Genomic DNA, 23,981 nt, shown 5'->3' with positions numbered 1-23,981 from the left:
AACGCTTGCAAGCGTTGTGGACGCAATGGTATACAGTTAGTTGTTTTCTTAGCGGAAGGTACGGAAACCGCCGATGCGGTAGCCGGTGAGTAGGGGCAACATTAACACCAACACTTGAAAGTTTATAAAACACTTGATTATTTCGAAGATTTTGAGACGGTTAGTGGTGGCTTTTAGCGCTGTAGCCATGTCAGGGGGCGGAAAACGTGGTAGAAGACAAAAACTCTCCAAAATGTTGTAGAGCTTAATGCTCTGGAGAGTAATGTGTTAGGTGTGGAATTTTATTCCGGTATTGGGGTATGATGGGAAGAAAAAACCTTCTAGGTTTCCAAAACCTAGAAGGTTTAGGGGAAGGTTTAGAAATTCGGCTTAAGCACGTACTTCTCGTAAAACTTGAAGATATGTTCCGTCGCTTCTTCTGCGGTATCTACCAGTCTGAACAAATTCAGGTCTTCAGCATGAATGTTGTGCTCAGTTTCCAGCATCGATGTTTTTAACCAGTCGATCAAACCTTGCCAGTACTTTTTACCCACCAGGACGATCGGGAAACGGGCAATTTTGCCAGTCTGGATCAGTGTCAGCGCCTCAAATAACTCATCCATCGTACCGAAGCCCCCGGGCAGCACAATGAAGCCCTGAGAATACTTCATAAACATCACTTTTCGAATAAAAAAATAGTCAAATTCTAGAAGCTTGTTGTGGTCAATGTATTTGTTGTGAAACTGCTCAAAAGGCAGCTCAATATTCAATCCGACAGACTTACCGCCGTTGTTAAAAGCGCCCTTATTACCTGCTTCCATAATACCAGGACCGCCACCGGTAATTACACCATATCCCCGTTCAGTAAGCAAATGACCGCAGCGCTCAGCAAGAGCGTAGTAAGGATTGCTTTCTGCCGTTCGTGCCGACCCGAAGATCGTAACACAGGGGCCAATTTTTGCTAATTTTTCAAAACCGTCAACAAACTCAGCCATGATCTTGAAGATCTGCCAGCTGTCTGTAACCTTAATCTCCTGCCAGTTTTTGTTTTCGAAAGCGCTTCTTATCTTGTCTTCACTCGTCATATCGGTAGATTTTTTAGAATTTAGTCTGATTCGTGGTCGGCTTACTCGTTATCAGCAACATCAGGTAGGTAATCAATCCGTTCAGTACAATAAGTTCAAAACCGATCACATAGCCTGTAAACCGCTCAGAGTTTGCCGCGATCAGGTAACATAGCACCGGCGAAATAAGGCAGATCCATGGAACCAACTTATCCGTCACCCCGCGGCGGCTGATCATTCCAAAGGCAAATAAGCCCAGCAGCGGGCCATACGTATAACCAGCGGCTGTAAAAATGGCTGTTACCACAGAATCATCATTAAGGACTTTGAAGATCATGATCACCAAAACCATAAGTGCCGAGAAGCCGATGTGCACCCAATGCCTCATGGTAACAAGTTTCGGATCATTTTGATCTGATTTTTTGTCAAAATGAAGAAAATCTACGCAAAATGAAGTTGTAAGGGCGGTGAGTGCCGAGTCGGTTGTTGCAAAGGTCGCCGCCGTCAGTCCGAGCATAAAGATGATTCCGGGCACAATGTTCAGGTGGTTGAGGGCGATCTCCGGATACAGATGATCGGCTGTTTGCAATGCGGCTACGTCAATATTATTTTGGGCTGCATAGATATACAGCAGGGCACCAACACCCAGGAAAAAGATATTCATGATCACAAATACCGCAGTGAAACTAAGCATGTTCTTTTTGGCCTCACCAATGGTGCCCATGCTCAGGTTCTTTTGCATCAGGTCCTGGTCAAGTCCGGTCATGGCAATCGTAACGAAAATTCCGCCGAAAAACTGTTTTAAAAAGTGTGATTTGCTCCCGAGAAAATCCTCCCAGAAAAAGATTTTAGAATAACTGCTGGTTTTTACCGCCTCGAACGTTCCGGCAATGTCAAGATTCAGCGAGTCAGAAATAAAATAAAGCGACAGAACCACAGACAGCAACAGAAATACGGTCTGAAGGGTGTCTGTTATGATAATCGTTTTCAGGCCGCCCTTACGCGTGTACAGCCAGATGAGAACCAGGCATATGATGATTGTTAGCCAGAATGGAACGTTCCACGCATCGAAAATGAATTTCTGAAGTACAATCGCAACAAGATACAATCTGAACGCAGACCCAATGGTTCTTGATACAAGGAAAATCATCGCCCCCGATTTGTAGCTCCAGTAACCAAGACGTTTTTCCAGATAGGTATAAATGGAGATCAGGTTGATCCGATAATAAAGCGGAAGCAGTACAGTGGCAATGATAATGAACCCAACGGCATTGCCAAGAATAAACTGGAAGTAACCAAAGCTCGATTTTCCTACCGCACCCGGAACTGAAATAAACGTTACGCCAGACAGCGCGGTACCAATCATGCCGAAGGCTACGAGATACCATTTCGAGTTTCGATTGGCAACAAAAAATGTTGAATTGTCTGAAGATTTACGTGAGGTGAAGTAGGAAATAAGGATGAGAATGAGAAAATACCCAATTAAAAATGAGAGGAGTATGGTTGGGGTCATGTTTGTGGTTTTAGCCGCTAAATGTAGCAATAAAATGAAATTTTAACGGAAGATAAACATAAATTTGCAGGATGAATTTTTCCTCAAAATTGCTCGAAAATGCGGTTGCTGAATTTGCGAAGCTGCCGGGAGTAGGGCAGAAAACCGCGCTCCGGCTCGTGCTGCATTTGCTGAACAGGGAAGAGCAGGAGGTTGAAGATTTTGGAAATGCCATCATCACCCTGAAAAGAGAAATCAAACATTGCCGCAGCTGTCATAATATTTCAGATACAGATACCTGCGAGATCTGCGCATCACCAAAACGAGATACAGCCCTGATCTGTGTTGTTGAAGATGCCCGGGATGTCATGGCTATTGAAAACACAGCACAGTACTTTGGGCGGTACCATGTTTTAGGCGGGCTCATATCTCCGATGGACGGGATAGGCCCGGCCGACCTGTTTATCGAAAGTCTTGTAAACCGTGTGCAAACTCAGGAGGTCAAAGAGGTTATTCTGGCGCTTAGTCCGAATATGGAAGGTGATACAACCTTGTTTTATCTCTATAAAAAACTCAAAGATTTTAATATCCCGATAACCACAATTGCCAGGGGTGTTGCCTTCGGCGGAGAACTGGAATACGCCGATGAGATCACCTTGGGACGCTCTATCGTAACCCGGGTTCCGTATGAGAATGCGATGATGCGCTAAACTATACGTGCTTATGAATGCTGTCAAGATTTTGTTTATTAATATGTTATGTGTTCTGACTTTAGCGCAGTGCCTTCCGGCATATGCTCAGGTCCGGATCCACTCACATAACGACTACACCCACCGGCAGCCGCTGACAGAAGCCCTCGGGAAAGGCATTTACTCCATTGAAGCTGATGTGTTTTTGCAGTTTGATTCACTTGTTGTAGCCCATACCCGTAAAGGACTTGGTCAGGCCAAAGGCTTGAATGAACAGTACCTTACACCGCTCAAAAGTTATCTGCTGGGCGATACGCTGCCGCCGGTATTGAAACCCGGACAGTTGATGGTCGATTTTAAAGATTCCTGGCAAACTACCTATCCCGTGTTTATCAAAGTCGTGCAGCCGCATCTGGCCATGTTCAGACGTAAACCGGACGGGCCGGGAATGCTGCTCACCATAAGTGGCAATCGCCCGCCAGACAGCACATTTCATCGTTACCCCGACTTCATCTACTTTGACGGATTGCCTTTTGTAAAATACCGTCCAAGGGATCTCAGGAAGGTGGTCATGATCAGCGATAATTTCAAAAAGTCGTCCGCCTGGAACGGCGCCGGGCAGCTCCCGGCGGCTGATCAGGTGGCGCTGAAAAAAATAATTGACGATGCTCATCTGAAAGGCAAGCCCGTTCGGTTCTGGAATGCGCCCGATACAGAAGAGGCATGGAAACAACTTGCGGAATTGGGCGTAGATATCATAAATACCGACCGTGTAAGTGAATGCAAACGTTATCTGCTTTCTCTGCAAAAACCTAAAAATACTCTTTAGCTGATAAAATGCAAGACATTAAAAATAAGATTGTTATCATTACCGGTGCATCATCAGGTATAGGCCGGTCGCTCGCCACTGTCCTGGCGTCTCGCGGTGCAAACCTAGTGGTGGCTGCGCGTAATGCGGAAGCGTTGAACGAACTTGCGGAGGCATTGCGCAGGACTTACCAGGTGCAGGTTGTGGCGATTCAGACAGACGTCTCACAGGAGCAGGACTGCCGCCGGCTTACAGAGCAGGCGCTTTCTGTATTCGGCCGGATTGATATTCTGATCAATAACGCCGGACTTTCCATGCGTGCCCTCTTTCGCGACACCGAATTGTCTGTCCTTAAAAACCTGATGGACGTAAATTTCTGGGGCACGGTGTATTGTACAAAATATGCGCTGCCCGCATTGCTTGAGAGCAAAGGAACAATCGTTGGCGTCTCATCTATAGCAGGTTTTCGGGGGCTGCCGGGCCGGACAGGTTATTCTGCCTCTAAATTTGCCATGAACGGCTTTGTAGAATCGCTTCGTACAGAGCTGCTTCATACAGGTGTTCACGTTCTGTTGGCCTGTCCGGGCTTTACTGCGTCAAATATCCGCGTCGCTGCGCTTTCGAAAGACGGGTCTTCCCACGGCGAAACGAGTATGGAAGAAGGCAAAATGATGAGTGCCGACGAGGTGGCTGTGCGGATCGCGGACGGGATCATCAAACGGCAGCGCACCCTTGTTATGACTAATCAGGGTAAGCTCGCCGTATGGCTGAACAAATTACTGCCGGCTCTGGCCGATACCATGGTATATAAACATTTTACAAAGGAGAAAAACCCCTTGATCAGGGCTTAAATTTGCGGATATCTGTAAAATCGATAATTTTTTTGCAAATCCTAAAAAAATAACAATATTTGCCTCTGTACATGAACAGACAAAATGTAAATATCAGCTGGTGGTGGCATAACGATAATCGTTAGGCAAATCCGTCCGTGCATATTGAAATTATAATCATATTCAAGAAAAACAGGGTTGCCGAAAACGCAGCCCTTTTTTTATGGCCATTAAAAAGCCTGCAGCTGTGAATATTTTAAACAGAATGAAAGTTTCAACATTAGATGAAAACGATACTGAACCACCTTTTCGAAAATAAAACCTTTGGCCGCGATGAAGCAAGGCAAATCCTGATCTCTATTGCCCGGGGTGAATATAATAACTATCAGATCGCCTCGTTTATGACGGCTTATTGCATGCGCAATATGACTGTTGCAGAGTTGCAAGGTTTTCGCGATGCGATGCTGGAGCTTTGCATCAAGGCAAGCCTGCCCGCTGATGCGCTGATTGATCTGTGCGGAACCGGCGGCGACGGGAAAGATACCTTTAATATTTCCACACTGGCCAGCTTTGTTGTAGCGGGGACCGGAAATAAAGTAGCCAAGCACGGTAACTATGGTGTCTCATCAGGCTGTGGTTCCTCAAATGTAATGGAATACCTCGGGTATCGCTTCACCGCCGACCAGGGACATCTCAGCAGACAGCTTGACCAGGCCGGTATTTGTTTTCTGCATGCGCCTTTATTCAATCCGGCTATGAAAACTGTGGCACCGATTCGCAAGGAACTTGGTGTGAAGACATTTTTCAACATGCTCGGCCCGATGGTTAATCCGGCTCAGCCGAAATACCAGATGGTTGGCGTTTTTAGTCTGGAACTGGCTCGTTTGTATGCCTATCTTTATCAGGAAACGGATAAAAAGTATACCATTTTGCATGCGCTTGAAGGTTATGATGAGATCTCACTTACCTGCGATGTAAAGACATTTACAGACCAGGGCGAACACCGCCTCAGCTTGGCTGATATGGGCTTTGAGAGGATAGACCCGGGGGCCATTCGCGGGGGCAACAGTGTTGCATCTTCTGCCGCTATCTTTTTAGACGTGCTGAACAACCGTGCCTCAGCTGAACAGAGCAATGTGGTACTCTGCAATGCAGCCTTAGCCCTGCGTACCATACATGGCGCAGAGACAAGTTTCGCGGATTGTTATTATGAGGCAGAAGAGTCGCTTCAGAGCGGAAGAGCACTTGCTGCATTTACCAAACTTATTGAGGTTAACTAACATGAAAATAAAGATCTGCGGCATGCGCGAAGCCGGAAACATCAGCGAACTGGCCGAACTGGCACCAGACTATATGGGATTTATATTCTATAAACCCTCACCCCGTTTTGCAGGAACATTGCTGCCTGATCTGCTGTCGCGCCTGCCGGTGGCCATAAAAAAAACCGGTGTGTTTGTTGATTGCCGTCCTGAAGAAGTTCTTGAGATCAGCCTGCAGTTTGGATTAGATGCCATACAGTTACATGGATCGGAGAGCCCGGGTCAATGCTTCGAAATTACTGCCCTGTTTGCCGACAGGCCCCGGCCCGAAATGATCAAAGCGTTTGGAGTCGGGCCAGGTTTTGATTTTTCGATAACTGAAGACTACCGGGATGCGGTCGGCTATTTTTTGTTTGATACCCGTACACCCGGGCATGGAGGCTCGGGAAAAACATTCGACTGGAGATTGCTTGAAAACTATAAGGGGGACAAGCCTTTCTTTCTCAGTGGCGGAATTGGGCCTGAGCACATCGATGAACTGCGTAAGTTCAATGACAGCCGGCTGTATGCGCTTGACCTGAACAGCCGTTTCGAATTAGCACCGGCACTTAAAGACATTGCGGGCTTAACAACGACTATAAACACACTGCGCGGAAACGCGATAAATCAATAAGGATATGAGTTACTTTGTAAATGAAGAAGGATATTATGGTGATTTCGGTGGTGCCTACATCCCGGAAATGTTGTATCCAAATGTTGAAGAACTGAGATCAAACTATCTCAAAATCATCAATGAACCGGGTTTTCGTGCTGAGTTTGATCAGTTGCTGAAAGATTATGTGGGTCGACCGTCGCCTCTTTATCTTGCAAAACGCCTCAGCGCCAGGTATGGTGCAAATATCTTTTTAAAACGCGAAGACCTGAACCACACCGGTGCACATAAAATTAACAACACCATCGGACAGATCCTGATGGCAGAACGTTTGGGTAAGAACCGCATCATTGCAGAAACCGGTGCCGGTCAGCATGGCGTTGCCACCGCAACGGTTTGTGCTCTTCGCGGACTGGAATGTGTGGTCTATATGGGCGAGATCGACATACAGCGGCAGGCACCGAATGTTGCCAGAATGAAAATGCTAGGCGCCAAGGTGGTTCCGGCAACATCTGGAAGCAGAACACTCAAAGACGCAACCAACGAGGCTATGCGCGACTGGATAAATAACCCGGTAGACACACATTACATCATTGGTTCTGTTGTAGGCCCGCATCCGTACCCCGACATGGTTGCCAGGTTCCAGTCAATCATATCTGCCGAGACCAAAAAACAACTTTTAGAGCAGACCGGCAGTGAACTTCCTGATTATGTGCTGGCCTGCGTAGGCGGCGGCAGCAATGCCATGGGTATGTTCTACCATTTTATCGATGATGAAAGTGTAAAACTAGTTGCTATTGAGGCCGCCGGAAAAGGTGTTCGCTCGGGCTATTCTGCAGCAACGACCACACTTGGGCAAGAAGGAGTACTGCATGGAAGCCGGAGCATTCTCATGCAAACGGAAGACGGACAGGTTGTAGAGCCGCATTCAGTGTCTGCAGGTCTGGATTATCCCGGCATTGGCCCGCAGCACGCGCATCTTTTTAAGACCGGCCGGGGCGAATATGTTTCAATTACCGACGATGAGTCTCTGCAGGCAGGATTACTCCTTACACAACTTGAAGGCATTATTCCGGCAATCGAAAGTGCACATGCATTGGCACAGCTGGAAAAAATGAAATTTACCCCAGGTCAGAACGTCGTAGTCTGCCTCTCGGGAAGGGGAGATAAAGACATGGAAACCTATATGAAACATTTCGGACTATAAAAAGTCATCACATATACAGCAATGAACAGACTAGAAGCTCTCTTTCAGAGAAAAAAAGGAAATATTTTATCGATCTATTATACAGCGGGCTACCCGGATTTGCATGATACAGTAAGAATAGCTGAGGAACTGGAGGCGGCCGGGGCAGACCTGCTTGAGATCGGCTTTCCTTATTCAGACCCTGTAGCAGACGGGCCGGTGATACAAGGCAGCAGCAAAGTTGCACTTGATAATGGCATGAACCTGAAGCTTCTTTTTGAACAGTTAAAAGACCTTCGCAGCCGTGTTTCCATTCCGGTGCTTTTGATGGGATATGTTAATCCGGTGCTTCAGTATGGTGTAGAAAAATTCTGTGAGTCCTGCAAAGCGGTTGGTGTAGACGGATGCATTGTTCCTGACTTGCCAATGGCCGAGTATGAACGCCATTATAAATCTTGTTTCGAAGAAGCGGATCTTTGCAATATCTTCCTCATCACTCCGCAAACCTCAGCAGAACGGATCAGAAAAATTGACGGGCTGAGCAGGGGATTCATTTACCTGCTGTCGTCGTCTGCAACAACCGGAAAAAACCTCCAGGTTTCTGAAAATACTGAAGGCTACTTTGCTCGCATCAAATCAATGAACCTTAAAAACCCGTTGATGATCGGTTTTGGTATCAGTGATAAAGCCACATTTCAAAAAGCTTCAGCCTACGCCAGCGGAGCCATTATCGGTACTGCATTTGTGAAAAGCCTCGGTGAAGGAAAACCTGTAAATGATTTTATTCGCTCAATTACAGGTAGTTAACAGAGAGGAGAGTGGTAATGACAAATGGATGATACGGTGCCCCTCATCCATTTCATACCTTTGTTTAACAGTGTTAAATGATTTACGGCTGTAATCGCAAGTATGGGTAGTAAAGAACGGATCACGAGATTAAAGGAAGAAACCAGAACAAACATTCTGGACGCTTCCCTGCAGATTGCGCAAAAGGAGGGGTGGCAGGCATTGAGTATGCGTAAGATCGCTGATGAGATCGAATACACTGCACCGATTATTTACGAGTATTTTCCAAACAAGGAAGGCATTCTTTCTGAGCTCGCCAGAAAAGGTTATTTGCTTCTGTCTAAACAAATGAGGGAAGCAAGAGCAGATCATAGCGAACCAGAGAAGCAACTGGAAGCCATGTGGGTTGCCTATTGGAACTTTGCCTTTGCCAACCGTGAGTTTTACCAACTCATGTTTGGAGTAGAAATGATCTGCTGTAACATGAAAAAGTGCATGGAAGAGGCAGATCATGTGCAGGAGCTTACGTGTGAGGTAATCAGACAGTTGTATAAAACAGACGTGTCTGACCAGGAGGTTTGCCGGAAATACTATACTTTCTGGTCGATTATTCACGGTCTGATATCTATTAACCTCGTTAACAGAGGAATGAACGAAGAGATCAACCAGTCGATTCTGAAAGACGCGATCATCGGTATCATTCGCTCTATAAATGGCTAGGCCATTTTTTTTCAATAATATTTAACACTGTTAAATTTTTTATACACGTTTAATAACAAAAAGTAATAATAAAAACCGAAATCCCCATGAAAACAAAATTGCTGTACCTTTCATTTAACGCTGTTAAACTGTTTAACAACGTTTTGAAGGTTTTATTTTTATCCCTTGTATCTACCGTTATCCTTTCGTGTGCGCAGAAGCCCGAGCAGCCGCCCGCACCACCAGCCCCGGTTTTGCCTGTATCTACGATTACAAGGACAGCTGAGACTACCTATAACGAATATCCGGCTGCGGTACAGGGTGCGGTTGATGTGGACATACGCCCGCAGGTGAGCGGTTATCTGGAGAAAGTGCTGGTAAACGAAGGTGCGTATGTAAAAGCTGGTCAGCCGTTGTTCCAGATTAATGAGCGTCCGTTTCGCGAAGCACTTAACAATGCCTTAGCTGCGTTGCATGCGGCAGAAGCAGCTGTTGCAAATGCCCAGGTCGAGATTGATAAGATCAATCCGCTGGTAGCCAACAAAGTTGTGTCAGATATCCAGCTGAGAACAGCCCGTGCCGCTTATAAAATGGCCGTCGCCAATGTAGAACAGGCGAAAGCCGGTGTGGCAACTGCCCGTATCAATCTTGGATACGCCCGGATTAAAGCGCCTGTAAGCGGTTATGTAGGCCGCATCCCCAAGAAACAGGGCAGCCTTGTGTCTGCAACAGACCCCGAAGCGCTGACTCGGTTGTCTGACATTCATGAAGTGCACGTGTACTTCTCATTGGGTGAAACAGAGTTTAACAGCTTCAATGCCAAGTATGCCGGTAAAACCTTTGAGCAGAAGCTGCGTAACATGCCTCCTGTAACACTGACACTGGCTGATGAAAGCGAATACCCTGTTAAAGGAAAGATAGATATGGTTGATGGGCAGTTCGATAAAAATACCGGTGCTATAACGCTTCGTGCGAGCTTTCCAAACGCTGATGGAACCCTCCGCTCGGGCAACACCGGCAAGATCCGCCTTGGCGTTAACCACCGCGACGCGATGCTCATTCCTCAATCGGCAACGATAGAAATGCAGGACAAGATTTTCGTCTATGCATTAAACAAACAAAATAAGGTGAATAAACAACCTGTCACCATTGGCGGCACCAGCGGCAACCAGTACCTGATCAAATCGGGTTTGGAGCCGGGCGATCGTATTGTGCTCAAAGGTTTCGAAGTGCTGAAAGATGGTGATGCTGTTGTACCCGAAAAATTAACCTCCTCCCTGAAATAAACCCCTCCTTAAAAAGAAAATTAACATGTTTAGGAAATTTATAGAAAGGCCTGTCCTGGCCACGGTGATCTCAATCATCCTGGTTATCCTTGGCGGACTTGGCCTGAGCAGGCTGCCTTTAGAGCAGTTCCCTGATATTGCACCCCCCGCGATCCAGGTTACCGCCCGTTACCCGGGCGCAAACGCCGAAACCGTCCTTCGCGCCGTTGCACCGTCGCTCGAAGAGTCTATTAACGGCGTTGAGAATATGAGTTACATGAGCTCAACCGCAAGTAATGACGGCTCGCTTGTAATCAGTGTATTTTTTAAGCTTGGTACAAACCCTGACCAGGCATCTGTGAACGTGCAAAACCGCGTGGCACAGGCCACCGCACAGCTGCCCGCCGAGGTAGTTCAGGCTGGCATTACCACCGCCAAACAGCAAAATAGTATTGTAATGGTAATAGACCTTTTCGCTGAAGAAGGCGGGGAATATGACCAGACCTTCCTTGCAAACTATGCGCAGATCAATATCATTCCGGAAATCAAACGTATATCGGGCGTTGGGCAGGCAAATATCTTTGGTGGCATCAAGGACTATTCGATGCGCGTCTGGCTCGATCCGGCGAAAATGGCATCATACAACCTGACGCCCAAAGAGGTGTTTGCGACTATCCAGGATAAAAACCAGGAAGCTGCACCCGGAAAATTCGGCGAAAGCAGCACACAGGCCTTTGAATACGTTATCAAGTATAAGGGCAAGCTGAATAAACCTTCAGAGTACGAAAATATGGTGATCCGCTCAAACAGCGATGGCTCTGTTCTTCGCCTTAAGGATGTAGCGCGCATTGAGTTCGGTGCTTACAGTTACAGCAATTATGCCCGTGTAGATGGCAAGCCTGGAACAAACATCCTGGTTATGCAGCTTTCCGGTTCAAATGCCAATGAAATTCAGGTAGCCATTGGTAAACTGATGGAGAAAGCAAAAAAGAGCTTCCCGAAAGGAGTAGAGTACCATGTGCTTTACAATACCAAAGAGCCACTCGATCTCTCAATTGACCAGGTGAAACATACGCTTATCGAAGCCTTTATTCTGGTGTTCATCGTAGTATTTATTTTCCTGCAGGACTTCCGCTCTACATTAATCCCCGCCATCGCCGTCCCTGTAGCGATTATAGGTACCTTCTTTTTCATGCAGCTTTTTGGCTTTTCAATTAACCTGCTCACACTGTTTGCACTGGTGCTCGCCATAGGTATCGTCGTCGATGATGCTATTGTCGTCGTTGAGGCCGTCCATGCCAAAATGGAGAACGAACACATGCCGCCGCGCGAAGCTACGCTTTCGGCCATGAGCGAAATTACGGGTGCGATCATCTCGATTACGCTTGTCATGTCTGCCGTGTTTCTGCCTGTCGGATTTATGGAAGGTTCTACGGGCATGTTTTATCGTCAGTTCGCCTTTACGCTTGCTATCGCGATTGTTATTTCTGCGGTAAATGCTTTGACATTAAGTCCGGCGCTGACTGCCCTCTTCCTGAAAGACAAACTGCATGATGCCGCTTCCGGCCACAAGCCTAAAAATTTTAAAGAGCGGTTTTTTATGGGCTTTAACGCCGGTTTCGATAAACTAACCTTTAAATACCTCAGCAGCCTCCGCTTCCTGTTCCGTTATCGCTGGTTCAGCCTGGCAGGTCTGGCGGTCGTGATTCTGGCTACGGTAGTATTGATGCGACGTACGCAATCGGGATTTATCCCGTCAGAAGACCAGGGTTTCTTTGTGATCTCACTCAGCATGCCGCCGGGTGCATCGCTCGACCGGACCACAGCAGCAATCAAAGAGGCAGAGAAACGGCTCATGACCATGGAAGGTAAACGTTACATTTCTGTTGTGTCTGGTCTGAACATTCTGACCCAGGCTTCAAATCCGTCTGCAGGCGTTATCTTTTACCTGCTTAAACCTGTTGAGGAACGCGGTAAGATCAAGGACATCAATGGTATTATGGCCGATGCGCAGCAGCGGCTCAGCGGCATCAAAGGCGCTACATTCTTTGCTTTTACCTTTCCAACCGTTCCGGGATTCAGCAATGTTGATGGTCTTGACTTTGTGTTGCAGGACCGTACCGGCGGGCAGCTTGACAAATTCGGAAACATAGGCAACAACTTTATTGCCGAGCTGATGAAGAGACCGGAGATCGCAGTCGCTTTTACCTCCTTCCGCGCTGATTATCCACAGCTGGAGATGGAAGTTGACGACGTAAAGGCAGAGCAGCTCGGTGTCAGCACGCAGGATATTCTTCAGACTATGCAGACCTATTTTGGCAGTGCGCAAGCCTCAGACTTTAACCGGTTCGGCAAGTACTACCGGGTCATGGTACAGGCTGATGTGGCCGATCGCCAGGATCCTTCAGCAATAGACGGTGTCTTTGTACGCAACCGCCAGGGGGATATGGTCCCGATCAATACCCTGGTGAGCCTGCACAGGGTTTATGGCCCTGAAACCGTGTCACGTTATAACCTGTTTAACTCAATCGGCATCAATGCGATTCCAACACCCGGTTTCAGCTCGGGCGATGCGATCCGTGCTGTAGAAGAAGTGGCAGCCCGCCACCTGCCAAATGGTTTTACCTACGAGTTTTCGGGTCTGACCAAAGAGGAAATCACTTCAGGCGGACAATCGGTAATCATTTTTGCGCTTTGTCTGCTGTTTGTGTATTTCCTGCTGGCCGCCCAGTATGAAAGTTATATCCTGCCCCTTTCTGTTTTGCTCTCTATTCCGACCGGCGTATTCGGCGTATTTGCGGCCATCGGGCTTACCGGTATATCAAACAACATCTATGTGCAGGTCGCGCTGGTCATGCTGATCGGTCTGCTCGCTAAGAATGCGATTCTGATTGTAGAGTTCGCGGTGCAGCGCAGAAAGGCGGGCAAAACTTTACTGGCGTCGGCCATTGAAGCTTCAAAACTCAGGCTGCGCCCGATTATTATGACTTCTCTGGCCTTCATAGTTGGCATGATTCCAATGATGGGCGCCACGGGGCCATCTGCTCAGGGTAACCACTCGATCAGTATCGGCGCCGCAGGCGGGATGGTTTCAGGCGTAATCCTCGGCCTGTTCATTATCCCGGTCCTGTTTATCGTATTCCAGTACCTGCATGAAAAAGTAAGCAGCAAACCACGGATACGGACAGAACAAAAACAACCTCAAGAAAAAATGATTTATGAAACTGTATAATCCCTATATCAATTCAATTTCCCGTCACCGCTGGAAAATTCCGGCGGTGACCTGGGCGGCCATCACCCTGGTTCTCTTTCTTGCAGGCGGCTGCAAGGTGTCTAAAGATGTACCATTACCGGTAAAGGCGCTTCCTGAAAGCTACCGGAGCACAGCCGCGGTCGGCGACTCAAGTATTGCCGCGATTCCTGTGCAAACATTTTTTACGTCAAGAGACATCCGTAGCCTGATTGATACGGCGCTGCTGCGGAATAACGATCTGCAGCTGGCACTGCGAAATATTGATGCGGCCGAAGCGCTTTACAAACAGGCACGGCAGGGAAATTTACCCGAGCTGAAGCTTAACGTAACGGCGACTACAACCAGGCCTTCAGATAACAGCCTGAATGGCATTACGGCGGGGCAGTTTCTTGGGACCAGACATATTGAAGATTTTAATGCCAATCTTGGTCTTGTATGGGAAGCCGATATCTGGGGTAAAATAAAAAGCCGGAATGCCGCTGCACTGGCGGCCTATCTGCAAACGAAGGAGGCGCGGAATGCGGTTCAAACACGTGTCGTCGCAGCTGTAGCCGAAGGTTACTACGGGCTGCTTATGGCAGATGCGCAGCTGGATGTTGCCCGTAAGAACGTCAAATTAAATGATAGTACTTTACGCATTATTCGCCTGCAGTTCAACTCCGGACAGGTTACTTCGCTCGCGGTACAACAGGCCGAAGCGCAGCAGCTGGCTGCTGCGACGTTGGTCCCGAGGCTTGAGCAGGTACGCATCCTTCAGGAGAATGCGCTGAGCATTCTGACCGGGAAAATTCCAGGGCCGGTAGAACGCTCGGGTACGCTTCAGACGGCAGAAGTGGCCGATGAATTTGGCGCCGGATTGCCTGCCGCTCTGCTGGGAAACAGGCCTGATATTCGCACAGCTGCCCTGGCGCTCGATGAGGCCAATGCACGTGTAGGCATTTCAAAAGCGAGTATGTACCCCACGCTTACAATCAGCGCCACAGGCGGTGTAAACTCTTTCAAAGCCAGTAATTGGTTCAATGTTCCGGCCGCCTTGTTTGGCGTTGTGTCTGGAGGAATAACTCAGCCGATTTTTCAGCGCAGACAGTTAAAAACTGCTTATGAAATCTCAAAGATTGACCGGGAAAAATCAGTCATTCAGTTCAGGCAGGCGGTACTTGTGGCCGTTGGCGAGGTATCAGATGAACTGGTGCGTGTAGATAAATTGAAATCAGAATATGAATTGGCCGAACAGCGCGCCCTGAAATTGCAGTTGGCAGCGCGAAATGCCGGATTGCTGTTCAAAAATGGCATGGCCAATTACCTCGAAGTGATAACCGCGCAATCTGCTTTGCTGCAGAGTGAGCTTGACCTGGCTGGGATCAGAACAGCCAGGCTGACTGCCGGTGTAAGACTCTATCGCGCCCTTGGCGGCGGATGGAAATAGTGATTTAATTTCAGATTTCGGGCCCCCGTTGCGAAAGTGCGGGGGCTTTTTTTGCAAATGTAATTTACTGCCTACAGGTAAGCTTCAAGATCGCCTTTGCCTTCCCTGATTATTTCAAAATCGCCGGTCGTACAGTCGATCACCGTAGAGGCCTCGTTGCCGCCAAATCCCCCGTCGATCACCAGGTCAACCTGGTCGGCATATTTTTCATGAATCAATTCAGGATCAGTCGAATACTCGATCAGTTCATCATCGTCTTTTATAGAAGTTGAAAGAATCGGATTTCCCAGGGTACGAACAATTTCCCTGGCAATATTATTATCAGGAACACGGATACCTACCGTCTTTTTATTCGAGCTCAGCAGCTTCGGTACGTTGTTATTTGCATTAAAGATAAATGTAAACGGACCGGGTAAGGCCTTTTTCAGCACGCGGTAAGTTGCATTATCGATTGGTTTGATATAATCAGCAATGTGACTCAGGTCATAACAGATAAAGGAAAGGTTGGCTTTCTCCGGCTTCAGACCCCTGATACGGCAGATCTTCTCAATGGCCCGCTGGTTCCGGATGTCACATCCCAAACCGTAAACCGTATCGGTAGGATAAATGATCAGACCACCTTTTCGTAATATCTCAACTGCCTGGTCAATACTTTTTGCGTTCGGATTTTCAGGATAGATCTTTATTAGCATACTGTAAAGGTACCTAAAATTGTGCCATGGCAGGTCATGTTTTGCATATGCGACCTGAAATGGTTAATTTTTGCACAATGAGAAAAGCGTTTATAGCGATCGCCGCGTTCCTGGTGACCGCCACCGTGATGATCAGCCTGGCATGGCCGCCATTTTACTGGGCCTTTATTTTTATCGGTCCGATCGTGCTGCTTGGTATTTATGACCTGTATCAGCCAAAGCATAGCATTGTCAGAAACTTTCCCATAGTGGGACGGATGAGGTATTTCATGGAAGACCTGCGTCCGAAAGTTTACCAGTATTTTGTAGAAAGTGATGTGAACGGAACGCCTTACAACCGATTAAGTCGTTCGCTGATCTATCAGCGGGCAAAGAAAGAAAATGACACCATACCTTTCGGAACGCAGCTGAATGTATACGACAATGGTTATGAATGGTTAAGCCACAGCATTGCTGCAATTAGTCATCATGAATTAAATGGAGATCCGCGCGTGCTGATTGGAGGTCCGGAGTGTACCCTGCCTTATTCTGCCAGTATCTATAATATATCTGCAATGAGTTTTGGTTCGCTCAGTCAAAATGCGATTCTGGCGCTTAACGGCGGTGCAAAGCTGGGTAATTTTGCGCACAATACCGGCGAAGGCGGGATCAGCGATTACCACATGAAACCTGGCGGCGACCTGATCTGGCAGATTGGAACCGGTTATTTTGGTTGTCGTAATGCCGACGGAACCTTTAATTTTGATGCGTTTGCCGAACGTGCACAGCGCGATCAGGTAAAGATGATCGAGATCAAACTTTCTCAGGGGGCCAAACCTGGGCACGGCGGAATGCTGCCGGCACGGAAGGTAACACCCGAAGTAGCCCGGATCCGGCTTGTACCTGAAGGGAAAGACGTTTTGTCGCCCCCGGGGCATTCGGCGTTCCGCACGCCGCCTGAATTGCTGGCCTTTCTGCAGACTTTGCGCAAGTTAAGCGGCGGAAAGCCGGTTGGATTTAAGCTATGCATCGGGCGCAAAAGCGAGTTTTTCGCCATCTGTAAAGCGATGGTTAAAACCGGGATTTATGCTGACTTTATAACCGTCGACGGGGGAGAGGGGGGCACTGGCGCAGCTCCGCTCGAATTTTCGAATTCAGTTGGTATGCCGCTGCGCGATGCGGTTGCATTTGTATATGATGTGCTGACCGGTTTCGGACTAAAAAAACATATCCGGATTATTGCTTCTGGAAAGGTTTCTTCCGGCTTTGACCTGATAAAAAATATTGCACTTGGTGCCGACCTGTGTAACTCGGCGCGGGGAATGATGTTTGCGCTCGGCTGCATCCAGGCACTGGAGTGCAACAGTAACACTTGTCCAACGGGCGTGGCTACCCAGGACCCGAGCCTGATGAAAGGGCTTGTTGTTGAGGATAAAACCGTGCGCGTGGCGAATTTCCACAGTCTTACCGTTGCGAGTGCTGTTGAATTGCTTGGCGCAGCCGGCCTGCGCGAACCGGCACAGCTGACGCGAGCGTATATAAACCGCCGCATATCACAGAATCTGATGCAGTCTTACATGGAAAGTTTTCCCTATATTCCTGAAGGAAGTTTGCTGCAGTCGCCTTATCCGGCGCGCTTCGAGCTTGGCATGGCGTTAAGTTCGGCAGACAGCTTTGCACCTACCGATTATAAAGTGTCTATGGTCGACTACGCTCATGCCAATTCGCTTTTTGATGCACCCCACAACAGTGACGTGCACCATTAATCGACCGGTTGGGAATCCCCTAAAACTCAGCGCTTTTTGGAAAACGCGGGAATGCAATTACGTCGCGGATATTCGTCATACCGGTTACAAAAAGAACCAGCCGCTCAAATCCGAGTCCGAAGCCTGCATGCGGAGCAGAACCAAAGCGGCGGGTATCCAGGTACCACCACAGTTCTTCTTCAGGAATATGCATGGCTTTCATGCGATCTGTTAAGCGGTCAAGCCGCTCTTCACGCTGCGAACCGCCTACAATTTCACCGATGCCCGGAAACAGGATGTCCATTGCGCGGACCGTACGGCGCCCTTCGCTGTCAACCTCATTCTGGCGCATGTAGAATGCTTTAATATCTGCCGGATAATCAGTCAGGATAACCGGCTTTTTGAAGTGTTTTTCTACCAGGTAACGTTCATGCTCTGACTGCAGGTCTGCACCCCAGCCTTCAATCAGATATTTGAATTGTTTTTTCTGGTTTGGTTTTGAATTGCGCAGGATGTCAATCGCTTCTGTATATGTCAGCCTTACAAAGTCGTTACCCAGGCAAAAGCTAAGTTTGTCTATCAGCGCAAGTTCGCTGCGTTCCTGCTGCGGTTTGTTCTTTTCCTCTTCCAGCAGCCGGCCGTTCAGGAATTCAAGTTCTTCCTTACAATGCTCAAGCGCGTATGAGATTACATACTTAAGCATGTCTTCTGCCAGTTGCATGTTATCTTCCAGGTCAAAGAAAGCTACCTCAGGCTCAATCATCCAGAATTCTGCCAGGTGACGTGTGGTGTTTGAGTTTTCTGCGCGGAAAGTTGGTCCAAATGTATAGATCTGTCCGAAAGCCATAGCTGCCAGTTCACCCTCAAGCTGTCCCGAAACTGTAAGGTTTGTTGCCCGGCCGAAGAAGTCCTGAGAAAAATCGATCGAACCATCTTCTTTCCGGGGTGTTTCGTTCAGGTCCAGGGTAGTAACCTTAAACATCTCACCCGCGCCTTCAGCATCAGATGCTGTAATTACAGGGGTATGCATATATACAAAACCACGGTCATTAAAAAACTGGTGAACCGCGAAAGCAAGGGCATGCCTGACCTTAAATACTGCATTGAAGGTATTGGTCCGGAAGCGGAGGTGCGCGATTTCCCTCAGAAATTCCAGACTATGCTTTTTTGGCTGCAACGGATATTTTTCCGGATCGCTGTCGCCGAGGATTTCAATCTCCGTTGCTTTAACTTCTACAGACTGACCTTTGCCTAACGATTCGACGATTTTACCGGTAGCAGCTATTGCAGCCCCGGTAGTAATCCTTTTCAGAAGACTTTCGTCAGTGTTCGCGAAATCGACCACAACCTGAAGATTAGCCATGCAAGATCCGTCATTTAAAGCAATGAACTGATTATTTCTGAAGGTTTTTACCCAGCCCATTACACGAACCTCTTTCCCATAGGCCGTTTCCTTAAATACTTCTTTGATCTGCTGTCTTTTAATCATGGTGTGTGCGATTTTTAGGTGGGCAAAAATACGCATTTTGTTGTACACCAGCGAAAATCGGTCATATGCAATTGGAAATTTGGTTCGTAAAATCGCCGCAGGTTTATTTTTTAAGTAGCACGATAGATGTGGAGCTATCAGAAATTATCACTTGAATTCTGTTCTTTTCAATAAAAATGCGATATAATTTCTGCTGTTTGTGACTGAATTTGTTGGTTATAGCTGATTTTTCGGTTGAAAAAGTGGATACTATGCTGTATTTCACAAAACAATAGCTTATTACAGGTATATATTTGAATAAAAACATCGAAAAATTGAATTTATTGTTGGTTTCAATCGCTATTTAAACTGTAATTCTAGCTTTTTTATGGTATTAAGTCTTGTTTACGTATAGAAAATTTAAAAAAAGTCAGGTTTTATTTGGAATTTATAAGTAAATGTGTACTTTTGTAATGCTCGTTAATTATTATTATATATTTGGTTTGAAAAAAAGCTCCGGTTCTCGGAGCTTTTTTCTAAAATGACTTATTATTCATCAACATAAACTAAACAAACAACCAAAACTCAGGAGTACATCCTGAGTTTTTTTCGTTTAGGTGTAAAAAAAGGTCTCCTTTTAAGGGAGACCTCTCGTATTTGTTTTGTTGTGGTGCTTATGCTTCTGAGGTGTACTCGATTTTGCCGACATTTTTGTCGATATGCCATCTGCCTGTACCTTCCTCGCCAATCACTTCGAAAAGTTCGAGTGCACGGCGCGCTTTATACTCTTCTTCGCGCTGTTCTTTCAGGAACCAGTTCAGGAATTCAATGGTAACAAAGTCCTGTTCCTTATGACATCTGGCAACGATATTTTTAAAGCTCTGGGTGATAGCGATTTCCTGCTCAAGTGCCTCTTCAAAAACTTCGCGGAAGCCGCCGAAGTCGCTTTTAATGCCCAATACTTCAGGAGAGATGGCATTGGCACCCATGTCCAGAAGATACTTGAACAATTTAAGCTGATGCTCGCGCTCCTCATCAGACTGCTTCATGAAATAGTCAGCTGAGCCGTCAAAACCGTTTTGATTACACCATGATGCCATGGCCAGGTAAAGTGCGGATGAATGGGCTTCTTTTTTTATCTGTTGATTCAAAAGTGCTTCAACTTCTGTTGAAAGCAGACATTTGATACGCATTAAATCTTTCATTTCTTTTCCTTTTTCTGTTAAACAAAGATAAGATGCAATACTGCTGATACTGAAATTTATTTGCTATATGAAATTAATCTAAGTAAGTGAAAAGCAAGTATTTATATTCAGTTTAAATAACATGAAATTACGCTTGCTGTACTGCATCCAGAGTGATAACAATTAAAGCGCCCGGTGGTTTGGTTGGAATGGGGGAATTGAAACAGATAGCGTATGTAGGTATTCGTAGTTGGTATTTAGACAGCATAATTGCTAGATATGAGATATGAGTCTTGAGATTTTAATAGTATATAGGTATTCGTAGTTCGTATTTAGACGCGGAGCAAACCGTAGATATGAGATTTTAGATTTGAGTCATGAGACACGCAAGACCCCTCGGCAGGTAAGGCGTATTGAGCGGTGCGCCGTGGTCGTTCGTCCTGGTTCTTTTTTCTTTAATCTCATTGAGAGGTTAGGCGCCGTTGTCTTTCATCCTTTTTCCATTTTCTTTGGTCTCGTGAGGGAGGCTCTGCACCCAGGTCCTGGCTCATGATTCATGGCTCGTGCCTCCTCATGAGGTCATCCAGACAGAGTGGAGCGGCGGAAGGATCTGACTCGGGATCTATAGTTAGATTCTTCGCTACGCTCTGAATGACCCGCAGGGGGAATCGCCTGGAGTGAAGCCAATGAATTTTGGTAGACTTGAGATTTGAGATTCGAGTCCTGAGACGTGCAAAACCCCCGACCAGTATGGCGTATTGAGGGGTTAGGCGCCAATACTTACAACTTAATACCTACAACTTATAACTTCTCTGGCTCGTGGTTTGGCTACCGGTCATTCGTCTTGGTTCTTTTTTCTTTAGTCTCACCGGTGAACGTTCGCCGCTGCTTCGTCGCAGGGGATCCCTCGACGTTGCGATATCAAAAAAAACGGATTGCGTAAACGCGCTTCGGGATGACGGCGTGGGGGACGTTGCTGGGGCTTGGCAAAGTGAGGGGTTAGGCGCCGTGGTCTTTCATCCTTTTCCATTTTCTTTGGTCTCGTGAGGGAGGCTCTGCACCCAGGTCCTGACTCATGATTCATGGCTCGTACCTCCTCATGAGGTCATCCAGACAGAGTGGAGCGGCGGAAGGATCTGACTCGGGATCTATAGTTAGATTCTTCGCTACGCTCTGAATGACCCGCAGGGGGAATCGCCTGGAGTGAAGCCAATGAATTTTGGTAGACTTGAGATTTGAGATTCGAGTCCTGAGACGTGCAAAACCCCCGACCAGTATGGCGTATTGAGGGGTTAGGCGCCAATACTTACAACTTAATACCTACAACTTATAACTTCTCTGGCTCGTGGTTTGGCTACCGGTCATTCGTCTTGGTTCTTTTTTCTTTAGTCTCACCGGTGAACGTTCGCCGCTGCTTCGTCGCAGGGGATCCCTCGACGTTGCGATATCAAAAAAAACGGATTGCGTAAACGCGCTTCGGGATGACGGCGTGGGGGACGTTGCTGGGGCTTGGCAAAGTGAGGGGTTAGGCGCCGTGGTCTTTCATCCTTTTTCCATTTTCTTTGGTCTCTTGAGGGGGGCTCTGTGCCCAGGTCCTGGCTCATGATTCATGGCTCGTGGTTCGGCTACCGGTCTTTCGTCTTGGTTCCTTTTTCTTTAATCCCATTGAAAGGTTAGGCGCCATGGTCTTTCATCCTTTTTCCATTTTCTTTGGTCTCGTGAGGGGGGGGCTGCGCCCAAACTTAAAACCTAGAACTTAAAACCTACAGCTCCAAAATTCAACTCACCAAACGATAAAGGCAGTCACTGATCATATGATTCAGTTTGAACATAACAAAGGTGCCTTGCAGGAGTGATTTGAGTGAAACGATCTCAACCGCATTCAGAAGATAGATGTGTTCGCAGCCATTAAAGGTTACAACTTCGTAATCCGAACGGTGACTGGAAAGCAGCATGTCTTCAACATCGATCCGCTCTACCGCCTGCTTGAATTTAAGCAGTGAATTAAAGCTGAAGCGGGCAAATTTGCCACCGAAATCAAGGTATAGACAATTGAGTTTGTCTGATTGGTAAACGGCGCCATGGGCGTCGGCGAAAACGTTAATCAGCTGATTCAGATCTACACATGCTTTTTCCATCGTTACAAAAATTCAATTTATTTAGAATAAATCCAAATCAAATTGAAATTCCTTCATGCCCGGCTTTTACTCGGGGCGACCGTTTGCAGACCAGCGCAAAAAAAAAATCCCCGGCAAACATGCAGGGGATTGATTACTGCCATGCAGCAGTTATATCTTAAGCCAGAACCTTACTTACCAGATCGGCAGCTTCTTTCAGTGCGATTGCTGAATAAACCTGTAGACCTGATTCATCAATCAGTTTTTTTGCTTCGACAGCATTGGTTCCCTGAAGCCTGCAGATAATTGGCACAGGAACATTACCAAGCTCTTTGTATGCGTCAATCACACCCTGCGCTACACGGTCGCAGCGTACAATACCACCGAAGATATTGATGAGGATTGCTTTTACATTCGGATCTTTCAGAATGATGTTAAACGCGGCTTTTACAGTCTGTGCGTTTGCAGTTCCGCCTACATCAAGGAAGTTTGCCGGCTCACCGCCTGCAAGTTTGATGATGTCCATGGTTGCCATGGCAAGGCCGGCACCGTTAACCATACACCCAACGTTTCCGTCCAGTTTTACATAGTTAAGGTTAGATGCACTTGCTTCAACTTCCATCGGATCTTCCTCAGTTGTATCGCGCATAGCAGCGTAATCAGCATGACGGAACAAACCGTTTTCATCAAGATTTACCTTCGCATCTACAGCAAGGATCTTATCATCTGAAGTTTTCAGCACCGGATTGATCTCAAACATAGATGAATCTGTAGATTCGTATGCTTTATATAAAGCTGCTACAAATTTCACCATTTCTTTAAAGGCATTGCCGCTCAGGCCCAGATTGAAGGCGATTTTACGCGCCTGGAAACCCTGCAGACCTACTTTAGGATCAATTTCTTCTTTGAAGATAAGTTCAGGCGTTTTTTCAGCAACTTCTTCGATATCCATTCCACCTTCAGTAGAATACATAATGATATTTCTGCCTTTTGCGCGGTCGAGCAATACGCTCATGTAGAACTCTTTGGTCTCTGAGTCACCAGGATAATAAACATCCTGAGCAATAAGAACCTTATTTACTTTTTTGCCTTCCGGACCGGTTTGCGGCGTAATGAGCTGCATCCCGATGATGGCACCTGCTTTTTCTTTAACTTCATCCAGATTTTTCGCCAGTTTCACGCCACCGCCTTTTCCGCGGCCGCCGGCATGGATCTGTGCTTTAACCACTACCCAGTCAGAGTTGTAGTCTTCCTTCATTTTCCTTGCGGCTTCCACAGCCTGTTCAACGGTGTCGGCAACAATTCCTTCCTGAACGTTTACACCGAAACTTTTCAGAATTTGTTTTCCCTGGTATTCGTGAATATTCATCTGCTAAAAATTTGTCCAAAGCTACAATTTCAGAATTGG

Annotated in this window: 19 protein-coding genes; 12 read left to right on the top strand and 7 right to left on the bottom strand. The window is 46.9% G+C overall.

Going from position 1 to position 23,981, the window contains the following annotated elements:
* Positions 1 to 356: 356 nt before the first annotated feature.
* A complete protein-coding gene (locus EJV45_RS02020; protein ID WP_129713977.1) occupies positions 357 to 1,064 on the bottom strand; it encodes a TIGR00730 family Rossman fold protein in 708 nt (235 codons plus the stop codon).
* A gap of 13 nt (positions 1,065 to 1,077) precedes the next feature.
* Complete coding sequence (locus EJV45_RS02015; RefSeq protein ID WP_129713976.1) at positions 1,078 to 2,556, bottom strand: sodium:solute symporter; 1,479 nt, start codon at positions 2,554 to 2,556, stop codon at positions 1,078 to 1,080.
* A 71-nt stretch (positions 2,557 to 2,627) separates the two neighbouring features.
* Here EJV45_RS02015 and recR point away from each other — a divergent pair, with 71 nt between their 5' ends.
* From recR to EJV45_RS01960, 11 genes are all read left to right on the top strand, one after another.
* A complete protein-coding gene (gene recR / locus EJV45_RS02010) occupies positions 2,628 to 3,245 on the top strand; it encodes a recombination mediator RecR (protein ID WP_129713975.1) in 618 nt (205 codons plus the stop codon).
* 13 nt (positions 3,246 to 3,258) lie between these two features.
* On the top strand, positions 3,259 to 4,053 hold the full coding sequence (locus EJV45_RS02005) for a glycerophosphodiester phosphodiesterase (protein WP_129713974.1): 795 nt from the start codon (positions 3,259 to 3,261) through the stop codon (positions 4,051 to 4,053).
* A gap of 8 nt (positions 4,054 to 4,061) precedes the next feature.
* Positions 4,062 to 4,883 (top strand): SDR family oxidoreductase, encoded by an 822-nt coding sequence (locus EJV45_RS02000; RefSeq protein ID WP_129713973.1) that lies wholly within the window; start codon positions 4,062 to 4,064, stop codon positions 4,881 to 4,883.
* Positions 4,884 to 5,146: 263 nt separating this feature from the next.
* A complete protein-coding gene (gene trpD, locus EJV45_RS01995) occupies positions 5,147 to 6,142 on the top strand; it encodes an anthranilate phosphoribosyltransferase (RefSeq protein WP_129713972.1) in 996 nt (331 codons plus the stop codon).
* Position 6,143: 1 nt separating this feature from the next.
* The gene (locus EJV45_RS01990) at positions 6,144 to 6,794 is read left to right on the top strand and encodes a phosphoribosylanthranilate isomerase (RefSeq protein ID WP_240755165.1); all 651 of its coding nucleotides are present in this window, start codon (positions 6,144 to 6,146) and stop codon (positions 6,792 to 6,794) included.
* 4 nt (positions 6,795 to 6,798) lie between these two features.
* Positions 6,799 to 7,980, top strand: a complete 1,182-nt coding sequence (trpB, locus tag EJV45_RS01985) for a tryptophan synthase subunit beta (protein ID WP_129713971.1) — start codon at positions 6,799 to 6,801, stop codon at positions 7,978 to 7,980.
* 21 nt (positions 7,981 to 8,001) lie between these two features.
* Positions 8,002 to 8,766, top strand: a complete 765-nt coding sequence (trpA, locus tag EJV45_RS01980) for a tryptophan synthase subunit alpha (RefSeq protein ID WP_129713970.1) — start codon at positions 8,002 to 8,004, stop codon at positions 8,764 to 8,766.
* Positions 8,767 to 8,868: 102 nt separating this feature from the next.
* The gene (locus tag EJV45_RS01975; RefSeq protein WP_129713969.1) at positions 8,869 to 9,465 is read left to right on the top strand and encodes a TetR/AcrR family transcriptional regulator; all 597 of its coding nucleotides are present in this window, start codon (positions 8,869 to 8,871) and stop codon (positions 9,463 to 9,465) included.
* 86 nt (positions 9,466 to 9,551) lie between these two features.
* Complete coding sequence (locus tag EJV45_RS01970) at positions 9,552 to 10,730, top strand: efflux RND transporter periplasmic adaptor subunit (RefSeq protein ID WP_129713968.1); 1,179 nt, start codon at positions 9,552 to 9,554, stop codon at positions 10,728 to 10,730.
* 25 nt (positions 10,731 to 10,755) lie between these two features.
* Positions 10,756 to 13,941, top strand: a complete 3,186-nt coding sequence (locus EJV45_RS01965) for an efflux RND transporter permease subunit (RefSeq protein WP_129713967.1) — start codon at positions 10,756 to 10,758, stop codon at positions 13,939 to 13,941.
* A complete protein-coding gene (locus tag EJV45_RS01960) occupies positions 13,928 to 15,388 on the top strand; it encodes a TolC family protein (protein ID WP_129713966.1) in 1,461 nt (486 codons plus the stop codon). Before EJV45_RS01965 ends, EJV45_RS01960 begins: the two co-directional genes overlap by 14 nt.
* A gap of 71 nt (positions 15,389 to 15,459) precedes the next feature.
* On the opposite strand, the gene EJV45_RS01955 is transcribed toward EJV45_RS01960, so the two are convergent.
* Positions 15,460 to 16,080, bottom strand: a complete 621-nt coding sequence (locus EJV45_RS01955) for an L-threonylcarbamoyladenylate synthase (protein ID WP_129713965.1) — start codon at positions 16,078 to 16,080, stop codon at positions 15,460 to 15,462.
* A gap of 77 nt (positions 16,081 to 16,157) precedes the next feature.
* On the opposite strand from EJV45_RS01955, the gene EJV45_RS01950 reads away from it, so the two are divergent.
* A complete protein-coding gene (locus tag EJV45_RS01950) occupies positions 16,158 to 17,825 on the top strand; it encodes an FMN-binding glutamate synthase family protein (RefSeq protein ID WP_129713964.1) in 1,668 nt (555 codons plus the stop codon).
* A gap of 19 nt (positions 17,826 to 17,844) precedes the next feature.
* Here EJV45_RS01950 and asnS read toward each other — a convergent pair whose 3' ends face one another.
* The 4 genes from asnS to sucC all read right to left on the bottom strand — a co-directional run bounded on the left by asnS (position 17,845) and on the right by sucC (position 23,942).
* Complete coding sequence (gene asnS, locus EJV45_RS01945) at positions 17,845 to 19,293, bottom strand: asparagine--tRNA ligase (protein WP_129713963.1); 1,449 nt, start codon at positions 19,291 to 19,293, stop codon at positions 17,845 to 17,847.
* Positions 19,294 to 19,946: 653 nt separating this feature from the next.
* Positions 19,947 to 20,477 (bottom strand): ferritin, encoded by a 531-nt coding sequence (locus EJV45_RS01940; RefSeq protein WP_129713962.1) that lies wholly within the window; start codon positions 20,475 to 20,477, stop codon positions 19,947 to 19,949.
* Positions 20,478 to 22,234: 1,757 nt separating this feature from the next.
* Positions 22,235 to 22,594 (bottom strand): hypothetical protein, encoded by a 360-nt coding sequence (locus tag EJV45_RS01935; protein WP_129713961.1) that lies wholly within the window; start codon positions 22,592 to 22,594, stop codon positions 22,235 to 22,237.
* Between the two features lie 157 nt (positions 22,595 to 22,751).
* A complete protein-coding gene (gene sucC, locus EJV45_RS01930) occupies positions 22,752 to 23,942 on the bottom strand; it encodes an ADP-forming succinate--CoA ligase subunit beta (RefSeq protein WP_129713960.1) in 1,191 nt (396 codons plus the stop codon).
* Positions 23,943 to 23,981 lie beyond the last annotated feature (39 nt).

The organism is Pedobacter sp. SYP-B3415 (assembly GCF_004138205.1).
Classification (GTDB): domain Bacteria; phylum Bacteroidota; class Bacteroidia; order Sphingobacteriales; family Sphingobacteriaceae; genus Pedobacter.
This window is presented reverse-complemented; position numbering and strand designations above follow the sequence as displayed.